Annotated in this window: 20 protein-coding genes; 4 read left to right on the top strand and 16 right to left on the bottom strand. The window is 44.1% G+C overall.

What is annotated here, in order from left to right:
* The 12 genes from RXX31_RS08695 to RXX31_RS08640 all read right to left on the bottom strand — a co-directional run bounded on the left by RXX31_RS08695 (position 1) and on the right by RXX31_RS08640 (position 10,560).
* The gene (locus RXX31_RS08695; protein WP_317588769.1) at positions 1-969 is read right to left on the bottom strand and encodes a type II secretion system F family protein; all 969 of its coding nucleotides are present in this window, start codon (positions 967-969) and stop codon (positions 1-3) included.
* A gap of 8 nt (positions 970-977) precedes the next feature.
* Entirely contained in the window at positions 978-2,420 is a 1,443-nt protein-coding gene (locus tag RXX31_RS08690; RefSeq protein WP_317588768.1) for a CpaF family protein, read from the bottom strand.
* A 12-nt stretch (positions 2,421-2,432) separates the two neighbouring features.
* Positions 2,433-3,656: an AAA family ATPase gene (locus tag RXX31_RS08685; RefSeq protein ID WP_317588767.1), complete on the bottom strand. Its 1,224-nt coding sequence runs from the start codon at positions 3,654-3,656 to the stop codon at positions 2,433-2,435.
* Positions 3,657-3,667: 11 nt separating this feature from the next.
* Positions 3,668-4,213, bottom strand: coding sequence for a TadE/TadG family type IV pilus assembly protein (locus tag RXX31_RS08680; RefSeq protein WP_317588766.1), 546 nt, complete (start codon positions 4,211-4,213; stop codon positions 3,668-3,670).
* Positions 4,210-4,683, bottom strand: a complete 474-nt coding sequence (locus RXX31_RS08675; protein ID WP_317588765.1) for a pilus assembly protein — start codon at positions 4,681-4,683, stop codon at positions 4,210-4,212. Before RXX31_RS08675 ends, RXX31_RS08680 begins: the two co-directional genes overlap by 4 nt.
* Position 4,684: 1 nt before the next feature.
* A complete protein-coding gene (locus RXX31_RS08670) occupies positions 4,685-5,965 on the bottom strand; it encodes a pilus assembly protein TadG-related protein (RefSeq protein ID WP_317588764.1) in 1,281 nt (426 codons plus the stop codon).
* 26 nt (positions 5,966-5,991) lie between these two features.
* Entirely contained in the window at positions 5,992-6,213 is a 222-nt protein-coding gene (locus tag RXX31_RS08665) for a hypothetical protein (RefSeq protein ID WP_317588763.1), read from the bottom strand.
* A gap of 12 nt (positions 6,214-6,225) precedes the next feature.
* On the bottom strand, positions 6,226-7,695 hold the full coding sequence (locus RXX31_RS08660; RefSeq protein WP_317588762.1) for a type II and III secretion system protein family protein: 1,470 nt from the start codon (positions 7,693-7,695) through the stop codon (positions 6,226-6,228).
* Between the two features lie 7 nt (positions 7,696-7,702).
* Positions 7,703-8,440 carry a Flp pilus assembly protein CpaB gene (cpaB, locus tag RXX31_RS08655; RefSeq protein WP_317588761.1) on the bottom strand — a complete coding sequence of 246 codons (738 nt, stop codon included), beginning with the start codon at positions 8,438-8,440 and terminating at the stop codon, positions 7,703-7,705.
* A 15-nt stretch (positions 8,441-8,455) separates the two neighbouring features.
* A complete protein-coding gene (locus RXX31_RS08650) occupies positions 8,456-9,763 on the bottom strand; it encodes an AAA family ATPase (protein WP_317588760.1) in 1,308 nt (435 codons plus the stop codon).
* 102 nt (positions 9,764-9,865) lie between these two features.
* Positions 9,866-10,354, bottom strand: a complete 489-nt coding sequence (locus RXX31_RS08645) for a prepilin peptidase (protein WP_317588758.1) — start codon at positions 10,352-10,354, stop codon at positions 9,866-9,868.
* 20 nt (positions 10,355-10,374) lie between these two features.
* The gene (locus RXX31_RS08640; RefSeq protein WP_317588756.1) at positions 10,375-10,560 is read right to left on the bottom strand and encodes a hypothetical protein; all 186 of its coding nucleotides are present in this window, start codon (positions 10,558-10,560) and stop codon (positions 10,375-10,377) included.
* A gap of 396 nt (positions 10,561-10,956) precedes the next feature.
* Here RXX31_RS08640 and RXX31_RS08635 point away from each other — a divergent pair, with 396 nt between their 5' ends.
* Complete coding sequence (locus RXX31_RS08635; protein ID WP_317588754.1) at positions 10,957-11,682, top strand: AraC family transcriptional regulator; 726 nt, start codon at positions 10,957-10,959, stop codon at positions 11,680-11,682.
* Positions 11,683-12,043: 361 nt separating this feature from the next.
* Entirely contained in the window at positions 12,044-13,738 is a 1,695-nt protein-coding gene (locus RXX31_RS08630; protein ID WP_317589333.1) for an AMP-binding protein, read from the top strand.
* Between the two features lie 54 nt (positions 13,739-13,792).
* Here the strand turns inward: RXX31_RS08630 and fusA are convergent, their stop codons facing one another.
* Positions 13,793-15,877, bottom strand: coding sequence for an elongation factor G (gene fusA / locus RXX31_RS08625; protein ID WP_317588753.1), 2,085 nt, complete (start codon positions 15,875-15,877; stop codon positions 13,793-13,795).
* A gap of 205 nt (positions 15,878-16,082) precedes the next feature.
* Positions 16,083-17,462, bottom strand: coding sequence for a DNA repair protein RadA (radA, locus tag RXX31_RS08620; RefSeq protein ID WP_317588752.1), 1,380 nt, complete (start codon positions 17,460-17,462; stop codon positions 16,083-16,085).
* A gap of 122 nt (positions 17,463-17,584) precedes the next feature.
* On the opposite strand from radA, the gene RXX31_RS08615 reads away from it, so the two are divergent.
* Positions 17,585-19,933, top strand: coding sequence for a PilZ domain-containing protein (locus tag RXX31_RS08615; RefSeq protein ID WP_317588751.1), 2,349 nt, complete (start codon positions 17,585-17,587; stop codon positions 19,931-19,933).
* A gap of 81 nt (positions 19,934-20,014) precedes the next feature.
* Here RXX31_RS08615 and serB read toward each other — a convergent pair whose 3' ends face one another.
* Positions 20,015-20,995: a phosphoserine phosphatase gene (gene serB / locus RXX31_RS08610; protein ID WP_317588750.1), complete on the bottom strand. Its 981-nt coding sequence runs from the start codon at positions 20,993-20,995 to the stop codon at positions 20,015-20,017.
* Positions 20,996-21,086: 91 nt separating this feature from the next.
* Between serB and RXX31_RS08605 the strand changes: the two genes are divergently transcribed.
* Positions 21,087-21,692, top strand: coding sequence for a YtjB family periplasmic protein (locus RXX31_RS08605; RefSeq protein WP_317588749.1), 606 nt, complete (start codon positions 21,087-21,089; stop codon positions 21,690-21,692).
* Positions 21,693-21,776: 84 nt separating this feature from the next.
* Here RXX31_RS08605 and deoD read toward each other — a convergent pair whose 3' ends face one another.
* Positions 21,777-22,496, bottom strand: a complete 720-nt coding sequence (deoD, locus tag RXX31_RS08600) for a purine-nucleoside phosphorylase (RefSeq protein ID WP_317588748.1) — start codon at positions 22,494-22,496, stop codon at positions 21,777-21,779.
* Between the last annotated feature and the right edge of the window lie 83 nt (positions 22,497-22,579).

Below are 22,579 nucleotides of genomic sequence, written 5' to 3'. Positions count from 1 at the left end.
CTACACCTCAAAACTCACGATTTTTCGAATCCACATTGAGCCAAGAAATAAAGAAACCATTCCACCTATAATCATTTTGATACCTATAGGGTTGTTATGTAATATGGCAATATAATCCGGATTAAATATAGCTATAATGATATACATGACAAAAGGGGCTAAAACGAGTACCCAAGCCGACATTCTAGACTCCGCAGAAACCGTTTTTATTTTCCTAGCAAGCTTGAATCTACCTCTTAATACTATTGATAACTTCTCGATATTTTCGATTAAGTTACCACCGGTTTCTTTTTGCAGCATAACCGCACTTGAAAACGCCGTCATCGATACGGTAGGCACTCTTTCAACTAACTGCATAATCGCTAAACGCATATCGTAACCATAATTGAGCAAACTGAAAGTATTTTTAAATTCAGGGCCAATCGGCGCTGGCATTTCTGAACCTACCTCTCCAAATGCCTGGTTAATTGGTTGCCCTGCCTGCAGTACACGCTTAATAATATCCAACGCTTCTGGAAGTTGCTCTTCAAACTTCATCAACCGGTCGCCAATTCGCTTTTGGATCATAAAATATTCAATAAGCCATATCGCTACCGCAGCTCCTGCCCCCATATACCAAGGCTGGTTAAACAAGATAAGCACTAGACCTGCAATAACGCCTGAAATAAAAGATAGAAATAAGAACTTGCCAAAAGTCGTATCAATACCAGCCAGTTCAAGTTTCTTTTTAAACACTTCAAACAGAGAAAATCGCACTAAAAATCGTTCTATTCCCGACAAGTTTTTAAGCGAGTTTTCTTTTAATAGAGAAATACTCTCTTGGTCAATGTTCTTATGGCTCTCTTTGATGCGCTGTATTAAGTGTCGATGTTTTACCTTTTTCCCAGCCGAAGGCATTATCAGTGCCTGGCTGATAAAAAATACTGATAAGAATAATAAAAGCAAAAACAGTGGTAATTGACCGCCCATATTACCTCCTAGCGAACTTTCTCATTGAATATTTCAAATGGAACGTCCAGGCCTCGTTTGATGAGTTGATCATGACAATCCGGTACGATACCTGTCGCGATGTAATCACCAAGCACATTGCCCTCTTCATCCACGCCTTGCCTTTGAAACTTAAATATCTCTGACATGGTGATCACTTCCCCTTCCATGCCGTTGATCTCTTGAATGCTGACCATGCGACGTTTACCGTCTTCCTGCCTGTCCATCTGTACAACCAGATTGATCGCTGACGCAATTTGCGAGCGGAGGTTTTTCGTCGATACGTTCCAGCCCGCCATTGAGAACATATTTTCCACACGACTTAAAGCGTCTCGTGGTGTATTCGCATGTATAGTTGCCAGAGAGCCATCATGGCCCGTATTCATTGCAGATAGCATATCGACCGCTTCACTGCCCCGCACCTCACCAACGACGATTCGGTCAGGCCTCATACGTAGAGAGTTCTTAACTAACTCGCGCTGAGAAATTTCGCCCTTGCCCTCGATATTGGCAGGTCTAGTTTCTAGTCTGACAACATGAGGCTGCTGAAGTTGTAACTCTGCCGAATCTTCGATAGTGACAATGCGTTGATCGGAAGGAATAAACCCGGATAAAATATTCAGTGTAGTGGTTTTACCTGAACCAGTACCACCGGAAATAAGAATATTCAACTCACCAACAACTGCCGCATTAAGAAACTTCGCCATCTCTTCCGAAAGAGAGTTGAGTTGTAGCAAGTTGTCCATATTAAGCCGTTCGACAGCGAAACGACGGATAGACACAGATGCACCATCAATGGCCAAAGGAGGGATTATTGCATTAAAACGCGAACCGTCTTTAAGTCGAGCATCCACCATAGGAGAAGACTCGTCAATCCGTCGGCCGACTTGGCTAACGATTCGGTCAATAATACTACGCAGATGGCGGTCATCTAAAAATGTGTGGGGTGTTTTTTCCAGTTTACCGAACCGTTCAACAAAAATACTTTTCGGGCCGTTGACCAGAATATCGGAAACAGTGGAATCTGCGAGCAAAGGCTCAAGCGGCCCTAAGCCAAAGATCTCATCTTCAATCTGTCGAATCATGCGGTTTCGCGCTTCCGAGCTCAACGGATGAGTTTGGTCTTCTGCGATCAGGTGAACAACGGCTTCACGTAACTCTTCTTTCGCTCTGTCTTCCTGCAGATGTGAAAGCAACCCCAAATCTAAGGTATCCAGTAACTTGCTGTGATAGTAGTGTTTGATCGTCTGGTCGTGCTCTAACTGCTTGCGTTCCGCTTCCATCTTACGGATCTTTTCTTCAATCGCTGACGAGTGAGCGACACTACTGCTATGCTTCGGCTTGGAAACAGGTTCTGTATGAGTGTCAGATTTCGTATTCCGCAGTTCAGCATCTGAAAAATTACTGCCGACATTTTTCCTTTTAAAAAACATAGCGACTCCCTGCTAAGAAAATAATTTACCTAACCAACTTTGCGATTGTTTATCCGCTGGCTCTTCTAACTGATGTGATATATCAATCAGAGACGACTTAATCGCACTATTTTTCTTCGATTGCACAATCGGCTTGCCCAGGTTGGAACACTCCATTGCCATCGAATAGTTATTCGGAACTAAAAGCAGGTCTTGGTTTGGGAACGCTTGTTCGATGTCTTTAATCGTTATCGATGTTTTCTTTTCATAACGATTAATCACCATCCTAACCTGTCCACTGGTTAAACCGTAGTCAAGCTGCAAAGATTTCAAATAATTGGCCGCATGTTTAATTGAGGTCACGTTTTGCTGCATCACCAGATAAATATAGGAGGCGGGAGCAACAATATGTTGAAAAACGTGCTCAACCCCATGCGACATATCAACAATAATATGTTTATAGTATTGGCGTAACAACGGAATCAAGGCACTCACCTTTGTCGCTCGATCATAGTTATCTTTGATGTTGTCAGCGCTAAAGCATAAATAGTTCACTCCGGAGGCATGTTTGTAAACCAAGCCATCTAGTGACAAGTCATCAAGGTCATTCATCGCATCAATTACATCATTAATACTGTATTTGGGCTTACTATTAAGATAATCCGCCGCATCACTAAACTGCATGCCCAAGTCGATCAACAGAACTTTACCTTTTGAATACTCAGATAAAGCAATCGCCGTATTCAGTGCCACGGTTGTTGCTCCGGAGCCACCCTTAGTATTAATAAACAGAGACAATTCACCTATCTCGCTGCTCGAAGCCTTTTCGTTTGCCATATCTTCTAAAAGTGGTAACAACTCGTAAAAGCCAACTTCGCGATGTAGATAGTCAGAGGCGCCTAACTTTAGTGCTAATTTCAATGATGTGGTGTCATGCTCATCGCCAAATACCACCAATGCAGTCTGATTGCGCTGCAAGTTGCCTTCATTGGAATAGATATGCGATATCTTTTGTGCCCAACTACTTCCCGCCTCGATATAAATCACATCCGGTACACGTCTATCACCTAAGGCAGTAACCGCAATTTTGCTTAAATCCAACCATTCGATATTAATGTTAACGCACTTGGACAATTCGGCTTCCATGGTACTTTTAAACTCAGCCGTATCATAAATCACCCAAATATTAATATTGGTTTTCAGGGAATGGATGCTGCTTGTTTTTATTTCTTTATTTAATTCTACTGGCTTCAACATAAACTATTCCCTTAACAATCTTCATGTTTACCGAGCCCAGCCTCGGGCCTTAATACGCCTAAACTCTCGGCAGGTAAAATGGTCTGAAATCTAGGGCTGACACCAACAGCTTTGATTAAAGCCGCTAAAACAAAAAATTTGAATTCATAATCAGCTTCGGCTTTAACAAAACGAATATGAGAAAATACCTCATTAAGATCGATCGTAGGTGACGCTGACGAAAATTCAGCCACCTCGGCGTCAGTTAGTGCTTCTATTTTGATATTCCCATCATCATCTTCCTCCGCTGTGAGGTAACTTATTTTCAAATCGCTAGAAGAGAAACCCGGCGGGTATAACCCTTTTACTGCAGGTAGTTCGGGAATATCATCCCTATCAGCGATATAACAAACAGTGGCTAAACGAGCGGCTCTGCGGGTGACTTCATTAGCCATCTGTATCGAATAGAAATACAACGCAAACTCAATAATTGAGAAAATTACTAAAAGCACAGCTAAAGCTATAAGTAAAAACTCAATCTGAGTGACTCCTCTCTTTTTTAATATCCACTTTGTCATGGCGAAGTCCTCATTTTGCTTGATGCACCAATTTCGAAAGCAAGTGAACTGTCAGTAAACGGAAGGCTACTAAAAATTGGTTCATAGGTGTAACTAACTGATATTTCAACCTCTTTTATTCCATCATCGGTAATTTTCTCAACGACATCTACCTTTCCCGGATCAATGTAACGCAAAATTGGATTGCCAGTTGCTGTCGGACTACCGTAGACCACCATATTCTGAATTTTCTCTGGATCTGCGATACTACTAAAATCAAGCGTACCGTAAGTATCTACTACTGCGTATCGAGCTCCATTTTGCAGTGCTTTATTAATTTCGGTGTACTGAATAAACGCCCGACTCACATCGATCAGCAGTACTGCCAGCATAAGCAATACAGGCAGACAAATAATGAATTCCAGTGCAGCTAGACCTGTTTGGTGGTTTTTACCTGTTCCAATCAGAGAGTGTGGGATAGCAAATTTCATATCAAGATGCTCCAGCTTCTGGGTCTTTATACAATTGGATTCGATAGAAACCCGAATCGGAAGGTTCCACTCCGGTTGACCCATTTTTTATTGGGCAATCATATAAGAACTGTCCATAAACACTGTCATCTGAAGCAGCACCGCTATTATCAGCAACTTCCTTCATTAAGAAAAAACACCCAAACCCGAGAACATCAAAGGTAGTTTTCCCTCCTGAATCGGTACAATCAACAATTGGAACTCTTAATATTCTTCTGTCAACCGTTCCATTACTAGGATAATCGGTATCGACTCCGCAACTACCTGTTTTACAGTCGTTATAGTCCTTGTAATAGAAATCACTACCACTAATTTTGCCAACAGCATCTTTACTGATATTGGCTTGTTTTACATAAATATCAGGGAGCACAGTGCCATCATTTTTAATCGAACCTTTGTAAACATTTAGTCGGGGGTTTAATCCTTGTGCTACTGGACCTACACTACCACCAGGCTTGGTTTCTACTGTTTTTCCAATAGTTGCGCAAGCATTGTATTTTCCGGCAAGAGCATCTTTAACTAAATCAGCACCTCCTCCCGGAGCATCCTGTCCAAAGTCTATTAATTGGAAGTTTCCCGGTCCCATGGCAGTTTGATTGGTGTTTCCTACTTTTAATGCATGAATGGTAGAAGGATCTTTAGTTACCTCTGGGTCATATCCTGTTGGATTATATCCCCAAACTTTTCCCGCTCCCTTGACTGGATCGCCGCAAACCGCCATTGGTGTTATGTTACACGCGTTAATAATCGCCGCACTAGGCCCGGCAACCGCACTGGCTGACACACTCTTGCCAACACCAAATATATAACTTAGATATTGTGTTAGAGAAACATCGCTAACGGCCACCCGAACATAAATATCACTATCGTCACCTGGATCGAAGCTAAATCCGGCGGCGTTGACAAAACTACCTGGTAGTTTGGTTTTAGAGAAAGTAACTGAAATGTTATTATCTTCCGTGTAAACAAGCTCTTGGTTGCCAGAGGATTTAGCGAAACTATTTAAAGCTTGTATAGCGGCTGTTCTAGCTGAATCAACATCGGCTGTGTCATCAGCTACTACCGCCGCAGCTAAAGCAGCTGAATCGACCGCATTTTGCAAACGCGCTTTATTGAGGACCTGGTGGTTTAAGTCCATCGCGAAGGCGCCCATACCGATTAATATCAGCATAATTAGGCTAATCAACACCAAAGTGATCCCTTGCTGAGAACGCCTCATTGCTAGTGGGTTTATGCGTCTCATGACTGCCTCCTAAGTGATAGCATCACTTAATCTTTGTTCTCACCATTATTGTTGTAGACTTCCAGACTGGTTTGCGTACGATCACCGCTGCCTTCTGGCAGGTAATCTATGTTCTCATACCATGCGTTGGGGTTCAGTGTCTGTTCAGCCTGAAGTTGATTCAAAGCAACCCCCAACTCAGGCTCATTGGCGCAACCGGTTAAGGTAAGCGCGACAAAACAAGCAGTTAGTCCTATTCGTTTTTTCATCTTGCTTCCCCCTTATAAGCTGTGACCAAATTGTCCATCGGTTCCACCCTCACCTGTTGTGAATTGGTACTCAGGCTGCTCCTGAAGATTTGTTTGCGAACCAGTACCTAAATCATATTTGTCAAAGTCCAAGCTGGCTCCTTTGCCAAGCAGATAGAACTCCACGTCATTTGGGCTAACAAATCCATCAGTTGGTAAAGTAAACCGACGTCTGTCTACAGGCTTGGCTAAGCGAGGGGTAACCAAAATCACTAACTCAGTCTCACCAGACGTAAATTGCTCACTCTTAAACAGGCGTCCTAATACTGGTAAATCTGCTACACCTGGTAAACCTTCATCAACATTACGCGCATTTTCACTCAGCAGCCCGGCAATACCTATCGTTTGCCCATCTGCTAACTCTAGGGTGCTCCCTGCACTGCGCTTGGTTAGCGGTGGGATATAATACGCTGCGTTGGTTGCACCAACGCTATAAGTCACAACCCCAGAAGTCGCCAGTTCACTCACACTGACATTCAGTTTTAAATTGATTTTTTTATCACTAAGGATATAGGGGATAAAGTCCAAAGTTACGCCGTATTCTTTGTAATCGATGGTGATACCATCTTCATTAGGTACTGGAATTGGGAATTCACCACCCGCAACGAATTCCGCTTGGGTACCACTCAGTGCCGTTAAGCTAGGTTCAGCCAGTACCTTTGCCACCCCATTTTGCTTCGCAATGTCAAGGGCAAAGGTAAATAGCGTATTGCTGTCGAGAAAAGACCCTAGAAAGCCAAATTCGTTGACCCCCGCATTACCACTCAATATTGGTCCAATATCATCAATCGCACTGCCTATCGTGGTTGCACCCCAGGTAATGTCTCCGCTCTTTTGGAAAAAGTGAAAATTAGAATCGAAGGTACGCACGAGTGAACGTTGTACTTCGGCAACAGTCACCTCAAGCGTTACTTGCTGTGCACCACCAATAGACAACAAATTGATAACGGAACTGTCGTTTTCTTCCTCGTCATCGCTCTCGTCCGCTGGCTTACCAGCCGCAAAGGTTTCCGCGACTTTAACTGCCACATCCATATTTTGTTGACTGCTTACCAGGCCCCTTAATACGATTTTGTCTTGCGTGCTGTGAACCTCTATGTTTTCGTCTGGCAAAAACTGATAAAGCTTAGATTTTAGGGTGTTAAGGTCATGGGTCACTTCAACATTAAATGATTCAATAATTCGACCACTGCGATCCCAGACCGAAACATTGGTGGTACCGAGCTTTTTACCAATCAAGTACAACTCGTTAGACCTCAACACTAGGATATCCAGAACGGTTGGGTCACCTAAGGTTACTTTTTTGGCACTACCCGAAATCATTAATTGGGTGGACTGGTGGTGAGGTACACTCACCACTCGCCCAGACTGTGCAGCCGCATAAACCGTTACGCTGGTGAGTAACATGATTAAGTGGCTTAAAATTAGTATTGTTCTTTTCATAATTCACCTAATTGCTCACGCGTACATTGGAAGTTTGAGAACCTTTAATTACGGTCACACTTGGACGAGGTGTGTAAGTTCTTTTCGGCGGCGCTTTATCTACAGTCAGTGGATTCCTTAATGCCAGTTGTATCTGCCCACGGCTGTTTTCTGTTAACAGCTTTTCGGCTTCTTTTGGTGAAACTTCCAAGGTCACCGCCCGGACAATCACTGGCTTGTTATCGTTCGTTCTTGCCGTTTGGTCCACCGCCAGCACTTTGATATTTTTCAATACCGTGCTGGTTCCGTTACCTTTCGTATTGAGAACATCAACTTTATTACCCGGGAGTAGAAAACCTGCCACGCCAATGACATCGTTGACTCGAATGGTCAGTGCGCGTTTATCCTCAGGAATCATGGCGGCGAGTGTCACCCCTTCACCTAATACTGCAATACGGTTGGGATTGACTAGCTCTCCCTCATATATCGAGTTAGCAACCACTTTACCGATCGCCTGAGATGGTTCTGTTAGCGTTGATTCTTCTATCCAATCCACTTCCATCAGTCTCGTTTTGAGGTGTTTCTCTTCTATAATAACGCCTGGTTCGATTTCCATTGCCGCGACCAGTACCGGGTGTCGCTCAACTTCTTCGAGCTTCACTGTGGGCTGCGTCTGACTATCTAACCACTGCTTTGCAATCATCACCGCCCCCAAACCAAACGCGATTGATAGCAATAGCAGCATGACAATTTGTGTCCTGCTCATGACATCCCCTCATTCTTATTCATCAACGGTAAAATAGAGCCCCCAAGCACGCGTCAGAATATCGCTCGACACGTGATCCCCTATTTCCTCAAATTTCAAAATATCCCGGCTAATCCCTAACATATCTTTTGGTAAACACGGGAAGTACCCAGTCCCCGTCTCATCATGCAGTTGCTTTAATCGATCAAAAAAACCGTCTTGCAACGTCAACTGATAGGTATTAGCCAATTCCATCCATAGTTGGCAGTACTCTTCTAACTCTAGAGGATTAAATTCAATCTTGTAGCCAAGTCGGCGTAAAAATGCCGGATCGGCAATCGAACTCGGTGGCAGGTTGGATGAAAAAGCCAGTGTAAGCAAAAACGGCACCGATATCTGTTGTCCGTTTGGTAAACCAAGGTGATCGATAAAATATTCCATCGGCACAATCCAGCGATTGAGCACTGCCGCCACCGGCATCGACTGACGGCCTAGATCATCAATCACTAAGATGCCGTTATTAGCCATCATCTGCAGTGGCGCATTCCATACGCGATTATGCTCGGTGTGGTTAACTTCCAGCATATCCATGGTCAACTCACCGCCGACCTGAATATTGGGTCTTTCACACAATACCCAGCGTTTATCGTAATGATCGCCCAGTTTAACAAACGACTGACTATCGGAGTTATCGACCTTTTTGTGGTGGTACTGAGAAAACAATTTGATAATATTGCCGTCTGCATAGATGGCATGAGGAATAAATACCGACGTGTTTAAGGCATTAAGTACCCGGGCCGCAACATACGTTTTACCAGTCCCGGCATGCCCATACAGCAATAACGCCCGACCGGAGTTAATGGCTGGTCCAAGAACTGGAATTAAACGCTCCGCACCATAAACATCATCCAGTGCTCTTTCGACATCCGCACGGGCAATCGGCTGATTACGTAAGTTTTGTCGTTCAACAATGTCCCAGTACTGATCCAAAGAGACAGGGACTGGTCCAATGTACGCCTCGCGACGAAAGGCTAACTCCGCTTCTGCCATACCTAATTCAGTTAAACCATAGCGAATATTAGAATAAGAACTTGTGGCGTTTAACGGCTGATACACTTCGACCCAACTACGGGCACGCAGATGTGCTAAAGAGGTTTCAACAATAGTCGACACCACGCACAACCGGTTAGACAGCTCAACCAAATTGGATTTAGGATAAGCAGAAAGATGCTTGAGCAGCAGGTGCTCAACGACCGCTGCCGGAATACCTAAATCTTCCTCTGAAGTCGGTGTCGGTGGCGGAGAAATTTGTGGCACTAAACTGGATTTAGGTATCACTGACATGGGCTTGTGCCCTCCTGATGTCTGGCACGGATATGGGTGGCAACTCCCTGCCAAACCGAATAAAACACGGCAACTCGAACCTAACGGCTTGAAACGTATAATTTAATGAATATAGAAATAGTAAGCCAAGCCAATCACGATTGCCGGAGCAAATGGGATCACTAGTGGTTGTTTACTTTTCCAACCAGGGGTGACTTTTTGTAGACCATAAGCCTTTACGAGCTCAAACAAAGAAACACTGGATGCAGCAATGTATTGAGCAAGATAAAATAGACCTAAAATACCTCCGGCGATAATAATAATCGGTACTGCCTGCCACATATTTTCTGGTCCCAACCACCCCCCAAGAACTGCCAGCAACTTGACGTCTCCCCCGGCCATTACCTTAAAAAGATACAAGATAAAACACACCGCAAACGTAACAAATCCACCATACAAATGTTCTAACCCATCAGAGGCAGAGTTAAACATCACGCTTGCAGTGACGATAACCATAAGTAGCAATACTGCTTTATTGGATATCTTATTATCTCGCACGTCTGACACGCCAATTGCTATAAGCAGCGACCAGATGGCTAACTCAATCAACAAGTTATTCTAGTCCTAAAAGTTTAATCACCTATAGTATTAATTTCACTTGAAACAGAATCAAACTTGGATTTGAGCGTTGTCCAAAAAGATGTACCACCTACTAAAAACGCTGCCACAATCAATGCTGCACCAAGAATATATTCAAGAAGCGTCAAGCCTTCTTCATCATTCCAAAAGTCTTTAAGTACTTGTGTAAATTTATCCATTTTAAATGCCCCCTAAAGATCCGTTTTAGAGATCTTTAATGTTGATATTAATTTAACCCCTGATGAAACATCCGAGAATTGGCTGCTTCGATGTCAATTTAGGTTAGAAAAGTGTTAGAACGTTAGGATATTCTTGCCATTCATTGGTACTTTTTTGCTATAAGTGTATTTAGCCGCATGCTGTATTAAATATGAGATTAATGGCTATGAACTTTGGGACGGACATCACAATCGATTGTATAAATTTCACTCATAATCAACTGACAAATAAAACTAAAAAATGATTTGAGCCGAAAATCATTAAACGAAAGGATTGATCTTAATACTCAAGGATTGAGATTAGACTGATTAATCCATGTTCAAATGTTGTCTAAGTATGAGTTAAATGGATTTTATATGAATAGGTTTGTTAAAGCGTGCTGGATTGGGGAGCCCTTTGTATCTTTACCTGAGCAATTTCGCTGGGTGTTTGCGCAATACTTTGAATTAATTGATTACAGTAATGATATTTCAGTAATTAGTAATAGGGAACTCAATTATTTTTTTTACTATGCATCTGAAAGGCCAAACGAGTCTTTAAAGAGTGTTATCACACTGTGTGAGAATTTGGACAAAAAACTTATTGTTGTGCACACAAATAAGCACGATGAGCAATTACCACCACAACATATCACTGCTGAGTATTACGCCTTAAATGATAACTACCTGTCACACTGGCTATCACAAATTCAACTCAAATACTTTTTTAATCATAACCTTGAAGGGTCTGCGTTATTAACCCGCAAAGCTCACTCTAGGAATGGTAAAGCCAATTTTTCCGACGTAGTCGACTACATCACGAACAATGTTCATAGAGAATTGCGCGAAGAAGATGCTGCAGCACTTTGCCACTACTCCACCACCTATTTTTCGAAAGTGTTTCGTCGCAAGGTTGGGATGTGCTTTCGTGATTATGTTACCGCGAAGCGCATTTCATTAGCCAAGAAGATGCTCACTGAAGATAACTCAACGAAAATCGCCTACATCGCTTATCAATGCGGGTACCACGATGTCTCTTATTTTTCTCGTATTTTCAAGAAGAAGACCGGGTTCTCTCCCGCCAGCTACCGGCAACAGTTCTAAATAATCAAAACTTCTATTCGAAATGCCGTTCGTTTAGCAGCTAACGGCATGTTTAAGCCTCTAGTCATGCTGAACAACGACGAAGGTGTGTGATTCAGGATCTAATTTCCGAAGCACTTTAAGGCCGAAATTATTTAATTAACTGCTCAGAGCGCTGCTATTTGATTCCTAGTCTCGCTAGAGCTCGCTGGAATGACACAGATAAAATCGTTAAGCGATTAGAATCAAACTTCTATTCTGGCTTTTTACGCCAACCTACCCACACATTTACTCAAATGCTTTCTCTTATTGTTAATCAACATGCTAAAGTTAACAATATATTAACAACTATAAAAAACGAGAAGACATGGAGTCACTTATGATGCATCAGCCGAATGTAACCAACACCTCCGCTGGTTGCGCTCTCCCTCCGCCAAATGAAATGATTCTAAAGTGGGCAAAGGAGCGTCCAAATGAGGTTTACTTAAAACAAATTATTAATCGGGAATTTGTTGAGTTCACTTACGCTGAAGTCGCCGATCAAGCTCTAAAGCTGGTGAGCGCATTACGAAAACTTGGTGTTAATCCTGGCGATAAAGTCGCGTTAATCTCCAAAAACTGTGCTGAATGGTTTATCTGTGATCTGGCTATGATGTTAGGGGATTACGTAAGTGTGCCTATCTTTCCAACAGCTGGAGCAGACACTATCGAATACTGTCTCACGCATAGTGAGAGTAAGGCGATTATCGGCGGAAAGTTGGATGACGCCAAGGCTACACAGCAAGTGATTAATGAAATGAGCGACCTGATCAGTATCGCGCTACCATATAACACTGCGCCTATGTGTCAATATCAGTATACGGAACTGGTTGCAAATGAAGTGCCAAGTGTAGAGCGTCCACAACATTACGACGATAAGCTTATGTCATTGGTGTATACATCCGGCACTTCAGGCTTACCAAAAGGTGCAATGTTAACCTACGGTGCCTTCAGTTGGTCTGTGCAACAGCTGATCAATCATATTGGCATACAACCGAACGACCGCTTGTTCTCCTACTTACCGCTCGCTCACATTACTGAACGAGTATATATATTCGGTTCTTCCATTATGGGAGGTGTCCCTACCGCATTTCCAGAGTCACTTGATACTTTTATTGAAGACGTCAAGATGCACCGACCAACTCTGTTCATCTCTGTACCAAGGTTATGGACGTTATTCCAACAGCGTATTCAGGATAAGTTACCGCAAAAGTCTTTGAATATTCTTCTTAAGATTCCATTTGCGAACTCATTGATTAAGAAGAAGCTCGCCGTTGGGCTGGGTTTGGATCAGGCGCGCGTATTAGGTTGTGGTTCCGCTCCCGTTTCACCGGCACTATTAAAGTGGTACCACAGCGTCGGGCTAAATATTACCGAAGCATGGGGAATGACAGAGTCTTTTGCGTACAGCACCATTAATTATCCGTTTAGAGCCGATAAAATTGGTACCGTCGGCAACGCTGGCCCTGGCATAGAACTGAAAATTGCTGATGACAGTGAAATCATGGTGCGCAGTCACGGGCTTTTTTCCGGTTATTACAAAAATGATATCGCCACTCAGGAGTCTTTTGATTCCGAGGGATGGCTGCATACTGGAGACATTGGAGCCATTGATTCGGATGGTTACCTTACCATTCAGGGCCGCAAAAAGGACACCTTTAAAACCGCAAAAGGGAAATTCGTTTCTCCCGTTCCGATTGAAAAGAAATTATTTGAATACAGCCGTATAGAAATGATGTGTCTAATTGGCCTTGGTTTACCTGGCCCAATATTGTTGGTTGTTCCGCATGATTTTCCTCATTTCGACAAAGAACGCTATGAACGCTCCACGCGTAAAGTCATTGAACGAATGAATCAAGAGCTGGCATCTCATGAGCAAATCAAAGGTGTGTTGATGATCAAAGATCCTTGGACTATCGATAATGGCATCCTCACCCCAACTCTGAAAATTAAGCGCCATGTACTGGAACAAAAATATCATGAGCTTGGCCACGACTGGCCTAAAGATCAGCTGATTTTGTGGGAAGAAGATTTGTGATAATAAAAAGCCCCGCACTAGGCGGGGCTTTGAAGTCATAACGTTCGCTTAGACTTACTTAGCGTTACGCTCTTTAACTTCTGCGATTACTTGCTCAGCAACGTTTGCTGGACAAGGTGCGTAGTGTGCGAACTCCATAGAGAACTGACCACGACCAGAAGTGATAGTACGTAGGTGACCGATGTAGCCAAACATTTCTGATAGAGGAACGTCTGCTTTAATACGAACACCAGTAGCACCTGCTTGTTGGTCTTTGATCATACCACGACGACGGTTAAGGTCACCGATTACATCACCAACGTTATCTTCTGGAGAGAATACGTCAACGTGCATGATAGGCTCAAGAAGCTGTGCACCCGCTTTAGGCATAGACTGACGGAATGCGCCTTTCGCAGCGATTTCGTACGCGATTGCTGAAGAGTCAACTGCGTGGAAGCCACCGTCGAATAGTTCAACTTCAACGTCTAGAGTTGGGAAGCCAGCTAGAACACCTTCGTTCATCATGCTCGCGAAGCCTTTCTCTACTGCAGGCCAGAATTCTTTAGGTACGTTACCACCAACAACTGTTGAAGAGAACGTGAAGCCAGAGTTTGGCTCACCTGGTTTGATACGGTAATCGATCTTACCGAACTGACCAGAACCACCAGACTGCTTCTTGTGCGTGTAGCTGTCTTCGATTGCTTGAGTGATAGTTTCACGGTAAGCAACCTGAGGAGCACCAACTTCTAGTTCAACACCGTAAGTACGCTTAAGGATGTCTACTTTGATGTCTAGGTGAAGTTCGCCCATACCTTTAAGGATGGTTTCGCCTGAATCTTCGTCAGTCTCAACTTGGAAAGATGGATCTTCTGCAACCATTTTACCGATCGCGATACCCATTTTCTCAGTAGAACCTTTGTCTTTTGGTGTTACAGCAATAGAGATTACTGGCTCAGGGAAGATCATTGGTTCTAGAGTACATTCGTGTTTAGGATCACATAGAGTGTGACCAGTTTGAACGTTCTTCATACCAACAACAGCGATGATGTCGCCCGCTTGAGCTTCAGTGATCTCGTTACGGTCGTCAGCTTGCATTTCACACATACGGCCGATACGCTCAGTTTTACCTGTCGCAGCGTTAAGTACTGTGTCACCCTTCTTCATTACACCAGAGTAGATACGGATGAATGTTAGCGCACCGAAGCGGTCATCCATGATCTTAAATGCTAGTGCACGTAGTGGCTCTTCTGCAGATACTGTAGCAACTTCACCAGTTGGCTCACCAGTTTCTTTATCAGTTAGAGGCTGAGGATCAACTTCTGTTGGAGAAGGTAGGTAATCTACAACAGCGTCTAATACTAGCTGAACACCCTTGTTCTTGAACGCAGAGCCACAGAATGTTGGGAAGAATGCTAGGTCACGAGTACCTTTACGGATACAACGTTTTAGATCTTCGATAGAAGGCTCTTCACCTTCCATGTACGCTTCCATTAGGTCGTCGTCTTGCTCAACTGCCGTTTCGATTAGCTCTTCACGGTAAGCTTCAACGTCGTCAACCATGTCTGCAGGAACGTCTAGAACTTCGTAGTTCTCTGGAAGACCAGTGTCATCCCATACGTATGCTTTACGAGATAGCAGATCAACAACACCAACGAAGTCATCTTCACGACCGATTGGAAGAACCATAACTAGTGGGTTTGCCGCTAGAACGTTCTTTACTTGATCAACTACGTTGTAGAAGTCTGCACCCATACGGTCCAGTTTGTTAACGAAGATCAGACGAGATACACCTGATTCGTTAGCGTAACGCCAGTTAGTCTCTGACTGAGGCTCAACACCACCAGAACCACAGAATACACCGATACCACCATCAAGAACTTTTAGTGAACGGTATACTTCTACTGTAAAGTCAACGTGTCCCGGAGTATCGATAACGTTTAGGCGGTGACCATTCCACTCACAAGTTACCGCTGCTGATTGGATTGTAATACCACGCTCAGCTTCCTGTTCCATGAAGTCAGTTGTAGACTCACCGTCATGTACTTCACCAGTTCTGTGGATTTTACCAGTAAGCTTTAGAATACGCTCAGTGGTGGTAGTTTTACCCGCATCAACGTGCGCGAAAATACCAATGTTTCTGTACTTTGATAAATCTGCCATTGTCTTACTCTGTTTATAAGGTATAAATTGCGCGCAGAGTATAACACAATCTGTCAAGACTGATACCCTTGCGTGCAGATGGACGAAAAAAATTTTTAACGTAAATTTTCCATCCTCAAAGGATAGCCAAGGTTCACGATTTATGTGCTTTAATCGCTCACTTTGAGAATGGATTTTACATTTTTGCAACGCTTATTTTAGCGCGTTATAACTCATCAAATGCTTCGATTGCTTCTGATAACTTCTTAACCCCATGAATTTGCATGCCCGGAATGCCGCCTTTGGGCATATTCGCGGCAGGAACTATTGCTTTTTTAAAGCCGTGCTTAAATGCCTCATTTAATCGCTCCTGTCCGCTCGGTACAGGACGGATTTCGCCAGCCAAACCAACCTCACCAAAGATAACCACATCTTTTGGCAGGGCGCGATCGCGGAAGCTCGATAACAACGCCATCACTAATGCGAGGTCGGCGCTGGTCTCGGTCACTTTTACACCACCGACGACATTAACAAATACGTCTTGGTCTGCCATTTGCAATCCACCATGCTTATGCAGCACAGCTAATAGTAAAGACAGACGGTTTTGCTCCAAGCCCACCGCGACTCGACGTGGGTTGGCGAGCTGTGAGTAATCGACCAGGGCTTGTATCTCTACTAATAGAGGACGAGTCCCTTCCCACACCACCATAACCGAAGATCCAGACGTTTCTTCTTCACCGCGTGAAAGGAAAATCGCCGACGGGTTGCTGACTTCTTTTAGCCCCTGCCCCGTCATTGCAAATACACCAAGCTCGTTCACAGCACCAAAACGGTTTTTGTGGCTGCGCAAAGTACGGAACCGGCTATCTGTGCCACCATCAAGCAAAACTGAGCAGTCAATGATGTGCTCAAGAACTTTCGGACCAGCAAGCGTACCATCTTTTGTTACGTGACCGACAATAAATACCGCGACATTGTTTTGTTTCGCATATCTCGTTAGCGCCGTCGCGGATTCACGAACCTGAGCGACACTCCCCGGAGATGACTGAACATCAGAAACATGCATCACCTGAATCGAGTCGATCACCATGATACGTGGTTGCTCTTTTTCTGCAACTTGGCAGATTTTGTCCACGTTGGTTTCAGATAACATCTTCAGGTGCTCTTTTGGTAATCCGAGACGAGAAGCTCGCATCGCTACCTGTTGCAGCGACTCTTCACCCGTCACATATAAAGTCGGCATTTGTCCTGATAGAACACACATCGTTTGCAAAAGCAGCGTCGACTTCCCTGCGCCGGGGTTACCACCAATCAATATTGCCGCACCGGGAACCACACCGCCACCGAGCACGCGATCGAGCTCTTTAAAGCCACTGGTAAAACGCGGTACTTCTTGCAAATCGATTTCTGACAACGTTTGAACCTGAGCCTCTGTTGCAGAGCCAGCATAGCCGGTCAAACGCTCATTACGAGCAACCGTTGGCGATGCAGCGATGCGCACTTCAGTTATCGTGTTCCACGACCCACACGCATTACATTGCCCTTGCCAACGCGGAAAGTCTGCGCCGCAATCATTACAAACATATGCTCGTTTTGCTTTTGCCATGATGCCTCAATTCTTCAACAAATATGTCCAAACACTGCCAACTCACACCTGATATGGATATACTCAAGCTTTCCTGTGCTTAGCCGATACAATTCAAATAACGACATACTTTAACAGAAATAATGCAGCAATCTGAAATTCTCTCGCTCGCGGAACGGCTCATTCCAGTCTATGGTTCGGCAGACTTTGATTTTGTCCTTGGCCAGCTGACCGAGGAGGCGCCGCCTTCGGCCAAAATTTTGGTTAAGATCGAGTTAAACCGATTGATGGCACCATGCAAAAAAAGCATCGATCTGCGTGGCCGTGTTAACGGGGAGTGCAGAAAGTATATATTCGATGGAATTCCACACTGGTTAGATGATGTGGCATTTAATGCTTACCACAAAAGTACCAGAAAATATGGCGGCTATACCGAAGGCGTCTGGGAAACACTAGTTAGTACCCGTAATAATTTTCGCGTTATGGGCAAACACCCAGCCGAAGACAATCATCCATCCGTAACAGAGGCTAAAAGCCCATTCTGGGCCACCCCGATTCAATTAGGTTATGACTTAAAGCGTCAGGAAAAACGGTTAAAAGTCCAATCACAAGTCGAGATACACCTTTCCAAAGGCCAGCTCATCCATGGCTTGAGCATCGATCTATCCAGCTCTGGTGCAAAATTCAAAGTGCCCAGCGCATTTAAATACAACCTTGGCGAAATTATTCAGGTGACGTTTACTGATTTTGCGAGTAAATCTCAATTAGCCGGAATTGAAAAGCCCCTGACCTATCGGATCCTAGCTGTCGAAGACTGCTACGAAAATGATGCGATTCGATACCTGAGAACCATTCGGCTCACCGAAACCAATGTGATCGACAGAGTCATTGATGAAGTGCTAAACAGTGACGCAAAACGCACCCGTCATGACAATCAGGACAAAATCATTCGGGCTCGTACTCGCGGCTACGAGCATCTTGCGTTAAAGCACACCAGCAATTTACCCCTGTTCTTTCAAGGCAGTGAGCTAAAACTCGCCATGCTAACGCCGAATAACCAAAAGCTATGGCAGTACTGGCACGATGAACGTAATCAACAAGTCTTCGGCTCCCTGTTCCATGAACAAAGAATGACTTCTCTGATTACACCGGGAGTAAAAGGCACGACTAACGTTCTCTATTCATTTACACACGAGCACGACAATAAAACGTATTTCTATTCGATGCTAAGACCTGAAGCAACCAGAGAGCAACGCCAACTATTCTGGCATTTAGGGGCAAAAAGAAAAAGCTGGCGCGTATTTCGAGTCTCCATCTTTGAGCTGTCAGAGAAGGAAAAAGAGGAACTCGCTTCTTTTTCATCAGAGTTAGCAGAGACATCGCAATTACTCACTCACGTGGGGATTTTGCAAGAGATCTCGGATGAAACGTCAGGGCAAGATTATCTATTAACCGAAAAACCTCGTCTACCGTCAAACACCTTAAATGCGTTTCGGCACCCGCGACGGATAATAGGTAACCCTAAAGGGATTTATTTTGACGCGAAATCTCGACGCAAAGAGCCTCGCTATCGATTTAAAACGCCTTTAACGTTAAATGCCGAGCCATTAACGAGCGCGGGACACAGTGTTGATATATCTAAACGAGGGCTCGGGATTCAACTAGAACGTCCTGCGACATTACACGCAGGCCAAGAAGTCACGATTAATTTTCGTGAACTGCAGCTCTACGACAACAACCTGCCGCTATCCACTGTTCCCTACCGAGTCGTACGAGTCAGCTCCGATGGTCACAGGGTTCAATTAGTTATTGGCCAAAACAGCAAAGCTCGTCAGGTTATCGCTTTTCTCAATAAAGTCATCGAGCATAATCAAAACACGTTAGTCCAACAGAAAGATGTACTGCCAAGCCATGAATTATTGGAGAGACTCCATAGTGTTCTGCTTTCCAGAAGCTTGAGTTCACCGATATTCATTAGTAAGACTGCAACTGGCTCATTTAGAACCCCCGTTATCGGGGTAAACCTGCCATTGCCCAAACATGTTGAGATTTTTGCTCAGCTGGGTCATGACAATAAATTTTCGCTGGAGCACATATTTAAAGGCCGTACGAGTACTCTTATCGCTGACCTAATCAAGCGTGTCGAAGGCGTGCAGGAGAAACACGAGGACATTTACCTCAGCGCCTCAAAAATTGGCGACAAGGTGACAGCCATTGAGTCTAAGCTGCATCAGGATTTTAGTAGCCTAAAACAACGCATTCAGTTTATAAAAAAAGCACGCATGATGGGCGATTTCTATGTACTTCGCCTCTCTACCACTCGCATATTTGAACCAATGACTTCTCTACTACAAAGAGATTTAAGTGAGTTAACCCAGTTTAGTGTGCATCAGGCAAGTAAACTAGAAAAGGAGCTCACCTCGCTTATCGGGTTTAGTGAGTTTGAAGATATCACCGAAGAAGTACTGGTCAGGCTAGAGCTCACCGAATAAAAAACACCGCCTTATTTAGCGGTGTTTTCGGATCGTTCCAGGTTAGCTTTATTTTTCCAATATCCTATGCCTTCTAACAACCTACGGCTTAGACTTCCAGCTAATTTTCTGCTGTTTAACCAGCGCCCCTGACAGTATACAAAGCACGCCACCTAATCCAGAATAACGAACCGCAGATTGGGCCTGCGCTTCTACTTTTGGTTTCGCATGGTAGGCGATACCTAACCCCGCAGCAGACATCATCACCAGATCGTTCGCGCCGTCACCGACCGCAACCGTATTATGCTGCTCGATTTCGTACTCATCCGCCAATTCAACCAAGATATCGGATTTCACTTGCGCATTTACAACGTCACCAAGCACTTGACCAGTGAGTTTTCCATTAATGATCTCGAGTTTGTTCGAGCGCGCAAAGTCTAAGCCTACTTTATCTTTGATGTAATCAGAGAAGTAATCGAAACCACCTGAAGCAATCGCTGTTTTCCAGCCTAACGCTTTCATCGTCGCGATGAGAGCTTCAAAATCTTGCATGAATGGCAGCTGAGAACGTACTTGTTCTAGAATAGATTCATCCGCGCCTTTTAGTTTGCCGACACGTTGACGAAGGCTCTGTTCGAAGTCCAGCTCTCCTTGCATCGCACGTTCAGTAACTTCAGCAACTTCATCGCCAACACCCGCTAACTTCGCAATCTCATCAATGCATTCAATTTGAATGGCTGTCGAGTCCATATCAAACACAATGAGCCCTGTGGTTGATAAGTCAGGAACTTCATTTAGCGATGCGTAATCTAAATTAAGGCCTTTTAAAATGGTTTCGTGCTGAGGCGTCAGCTCGCCTGACATCAATGCAACTTCGTACTGTCCCACTTTCCATGTTTCTAGGACTGTATTGTAAAAACCAGTAAAAAAATCAATGTCTTCAAAATGACGCGGCGAAAGGTAAGTTGAAAAAACAATCCAGTTTGCTTTGGCTCTGTCCAACTGTGAAGCAAAGCGAGTTTCGGGCAATCGTTTTAAAAGTGTCGTATGTTTTCTTATAGGCAAGCTTTTTGACGCGTCCATGTATATAATCCTTGGTGACTTTGCTAAAACGTTACCTCAACAAACTAAAAAGGCAAGTCTTTGTTTTATTTTAAATGGATGAGTAAAGAGCATGAGTGAATCCTTGTTCTCAGTAAGGAATGCCCTACGAATTCTGGCGCTAATACTACTGTGTGTAATGTTATTTATCACCATAAAAAACAGTGTGGTAATCAGTAAGGGCAACGAGAAGATCCAAGCGCATCAGCTTGAGACACTCACCAAGGTTTTGATCTCACAGGCATCTTTGTCTGCCAGTGAAATGATCGTCAATAATGACCAAGAGCGATTACTGCAGTTGTCTAATCAGCTTGCACAAGATCGTCTGGTGTTTGATGCAACCATTTATGATGCACAAGGTGTGCGTTTGGCTTCCAGTGAAGAGGCGTTATCGGTACGAGAAGTACTGGGTTTGGATACCCCATTGGCAACCGCTTCCATTGGTCGCCAACAACTGGTTGAACCTGTTATTTCCGACGGTTCTGTTGTCGGTTTTGTTCGCGTGACGTTCGAAACAGGTCGCGTGACCGCAATTTCTGACCATCATTATCGTAAGAGTGATCGCTACATGTACATGATGGTTCTGATGAGCTTTGTCTGTGGCATGCTGTTCATTATGATTTTACGCAAGCAACCCATTCGCAGAAAGAAGGCGGAAAACCTACTGCTAACCAAGTAACTCACCGGTAATCAGAATTGAATATAAAAACAGCCCGCATTGTGCGGGCTGTTTTTTTAGGTGCTTAGTTGCGATTACTGGGGCTTACTCTTTATCACCAAGTAATACCGAATCCAGTGCAATCAGCATCATGTCGTTGAACGTGGTTTGACGCTCATCTGAAGTGGTTTGTTCACCTGTTTTAATGTGGTCAGAAACCGTACAGATGGTTAGGGCTTTAGCGCCGTATTCTGCTGCTACGCCGTAAATACCAGCCGCTTCCATTTCAACACCAACAATACCGTACTTGTCCATTACATCGAACATGTCTGGATCAGGCGTGTAGAAAAGCTCTGCTGAGAATAGGTTACCGACTTTCACATCAATGCCACGTGCTTTTGCTGCATCTTCTGCTGCACGAACCATTTTGTAATCAGCAATAGCAGCGAAGTCATGGCCTTTAAAGCGAATACGGTTTACTTTTGAATCCGTACACGCGCCCATACCGATCACAACATCACGTACTTTTATGTCTTCGTTCACCGCACCACAACTGCCGACACGGATGATCTTTTTCACACCGAAGTCTTTGATAAGTTCAGTCGCGTAGATCGAACAGGATGGGATCCCCATACCGTGACCCATCACAGAGATCTTGCGGCCTTTATATGTGCCTGTGTAGCCGAACATATTACGAACGTCACACACTTGAACCACGTCTTCAAGGAAAGTTTCTGCGATGTATTTTGCTCGTAGCGGATCTCCAGGCATTAAAACTACGTCTGCGAATGCACCCATTTCAGCATTGATGTGAGGAGTTGCCATGTTTCTTTTCCTTAAGCTTTCTTGTCTCTAGCCTTCGCGTCTAACGCGCTGTCAGCCAGAGTCTTCTCGTTTCTGACAAGCAG

Origin of the sequence: Vibrio sp. EA2 (assembly GCF_033042495.1) — a bacterium.
GTDB lineage: Bacteria > Pseudomonadota > Gammaproteobacteria > Enterobacterales > Vibrionaceae > Vibrio.
This window is presented reverse-complemented; position numbering and strand designations above follow the sequence as displayed.

Excerpts from the sequence above, each read along its gene's own strand:
- RXX31_RS08695 (WP_317588769.1), bottom strand. The coding sequence starts at position 969 with ATGGGCGGTCAATTACCACTGTTTTTGCTTTTATTATTCTTATCAGTA.
- RXX31_RS08660 (WP_317588762.1), bottom strand. The coding sequence starts at position 7,695 with ATGAAAAGAACAATACTAATTTTAAGCCACTTAATCATGTTACTCACC.
- RXX31_RS08635 (WP_317588754.1), top strand. The coding sequence starts at position 10,957 with ATGAATAGGTTTGTTAAAGCGTGCTGGATTGGGGAGCCCTTTGTATCT.
- RXX31_RS08615 (WP_317588751.1), top strand. The coding sequence starts at position 17,585 with ATGCAGCAATCTGAAATTCTCTCGCTCGCGGAACGGCTCATTCCAGTC.
- RXX31_RS08640 (WP_317588756.1), bottom strand. The coding sequence starts at position 10,560 with ATGGATAAATTTACACAAGTACTTAAAGACTTTTGGAATGATGAAGAA.
- RXX31_RS08680 (WP_317588766.1), bottom strand. The coding sequence starts at position 4,213 with ATGACAAAGTGGATATTAAAAAAGAGAGGAGTCACTCAGATTGAGTTT.
- RXX31_RS08605 (WP_317588749.1), top strand. The coding sequence starts at position 21,087 with ATGAGTGAATCCTTGTTCTCAGTAAGGAATGCCCTACGAATTCTGGCG.
- RXX31_RS08630 (WP_317589333.1), top strand. The coding sequence starts at position 12,044 with ATGCATCAGCCGAATGTAACCAACACCTCCGCTGGTTGCGCTCTCCCT.
- RXX31_RS08665 (WP_317588763.1), bottom strand. The coding sequence starts at position 6,213 with ATGAAAAAACGAATAGGACTAACTGCTTGTTTTGTCGCGCTTACCTTA.
- radA (WP_317588752.1), bottom strand. The coding sequence starts at position 17,462 with ATGGCAAAAGCAAAACGAGCATATGTTTGTAATGATTGCGGCGCAGAC.
- serB (WP_317588750.1), bottom strand. The coding sequence starts at position 20,995 with ATGGACGCGTCAAAAAGCTTGCCTATAAGAAAACATACGACACTTTTA.
- cpaB (WP_317588761.1), bottom strand. The coding sequence starts at position 8,440 with ATGAGCAGGACACAAATTGTCATGCTGCTATTGCTATCAATCGCGTTT.
- RXX31_RS08690 (WP_317588768.1), bottom strand. The coding sequence starts at position 2,420 with ATGTTTTTTAAAAGGAAAAATGTCGGCAGTAATTTTTCAGATGCTGAA.
- RXX31_RS08675 (WP_317588765.1), bottom strand. The coding sequence starts at position 4,683 with ATGAAATTTGCTATCCCACACTCTCTGATTGGAACAGGTAAAAACCAC.
- deoD (WP_317588748.1), bottom strand. The coding sequence starts at position 22,496 with ATGGCAACTCCTCACATCAATGCTGAAATGGGTGCATTCGCAGACGTA.
- RXX31_RS08685 (WP_317588767.1), bottom strand. The coding sequence starts at position 3,656 with ATGTTGAAGCCAGTAGAATTAAATAAAGAAATAAAAACAAGCAGCATC.
- fusA (WP_317588753.1), bottom strand. The coding sequence starts at position 15,877 with ATGGCAGATTTATCAAAGTACAGAAACATTGGTATTTTCGCGCACGTT.
- RXX31_RS08670 (WP_317588764.1), bottom strand. The coding sequence starts at position 5,965 with ATGAGACGCATAAACCCACTAGCAATGAGGCGTTCTCAGCAAGGGATC.
- RXX31_RS08650 (WP_317588760.1), bottom strand. The coding sequence starts at position 9,763 with ATGTCAGTGATACCTAAATCCAGTTTAGTGCCACAAATTTCTCCGCCA.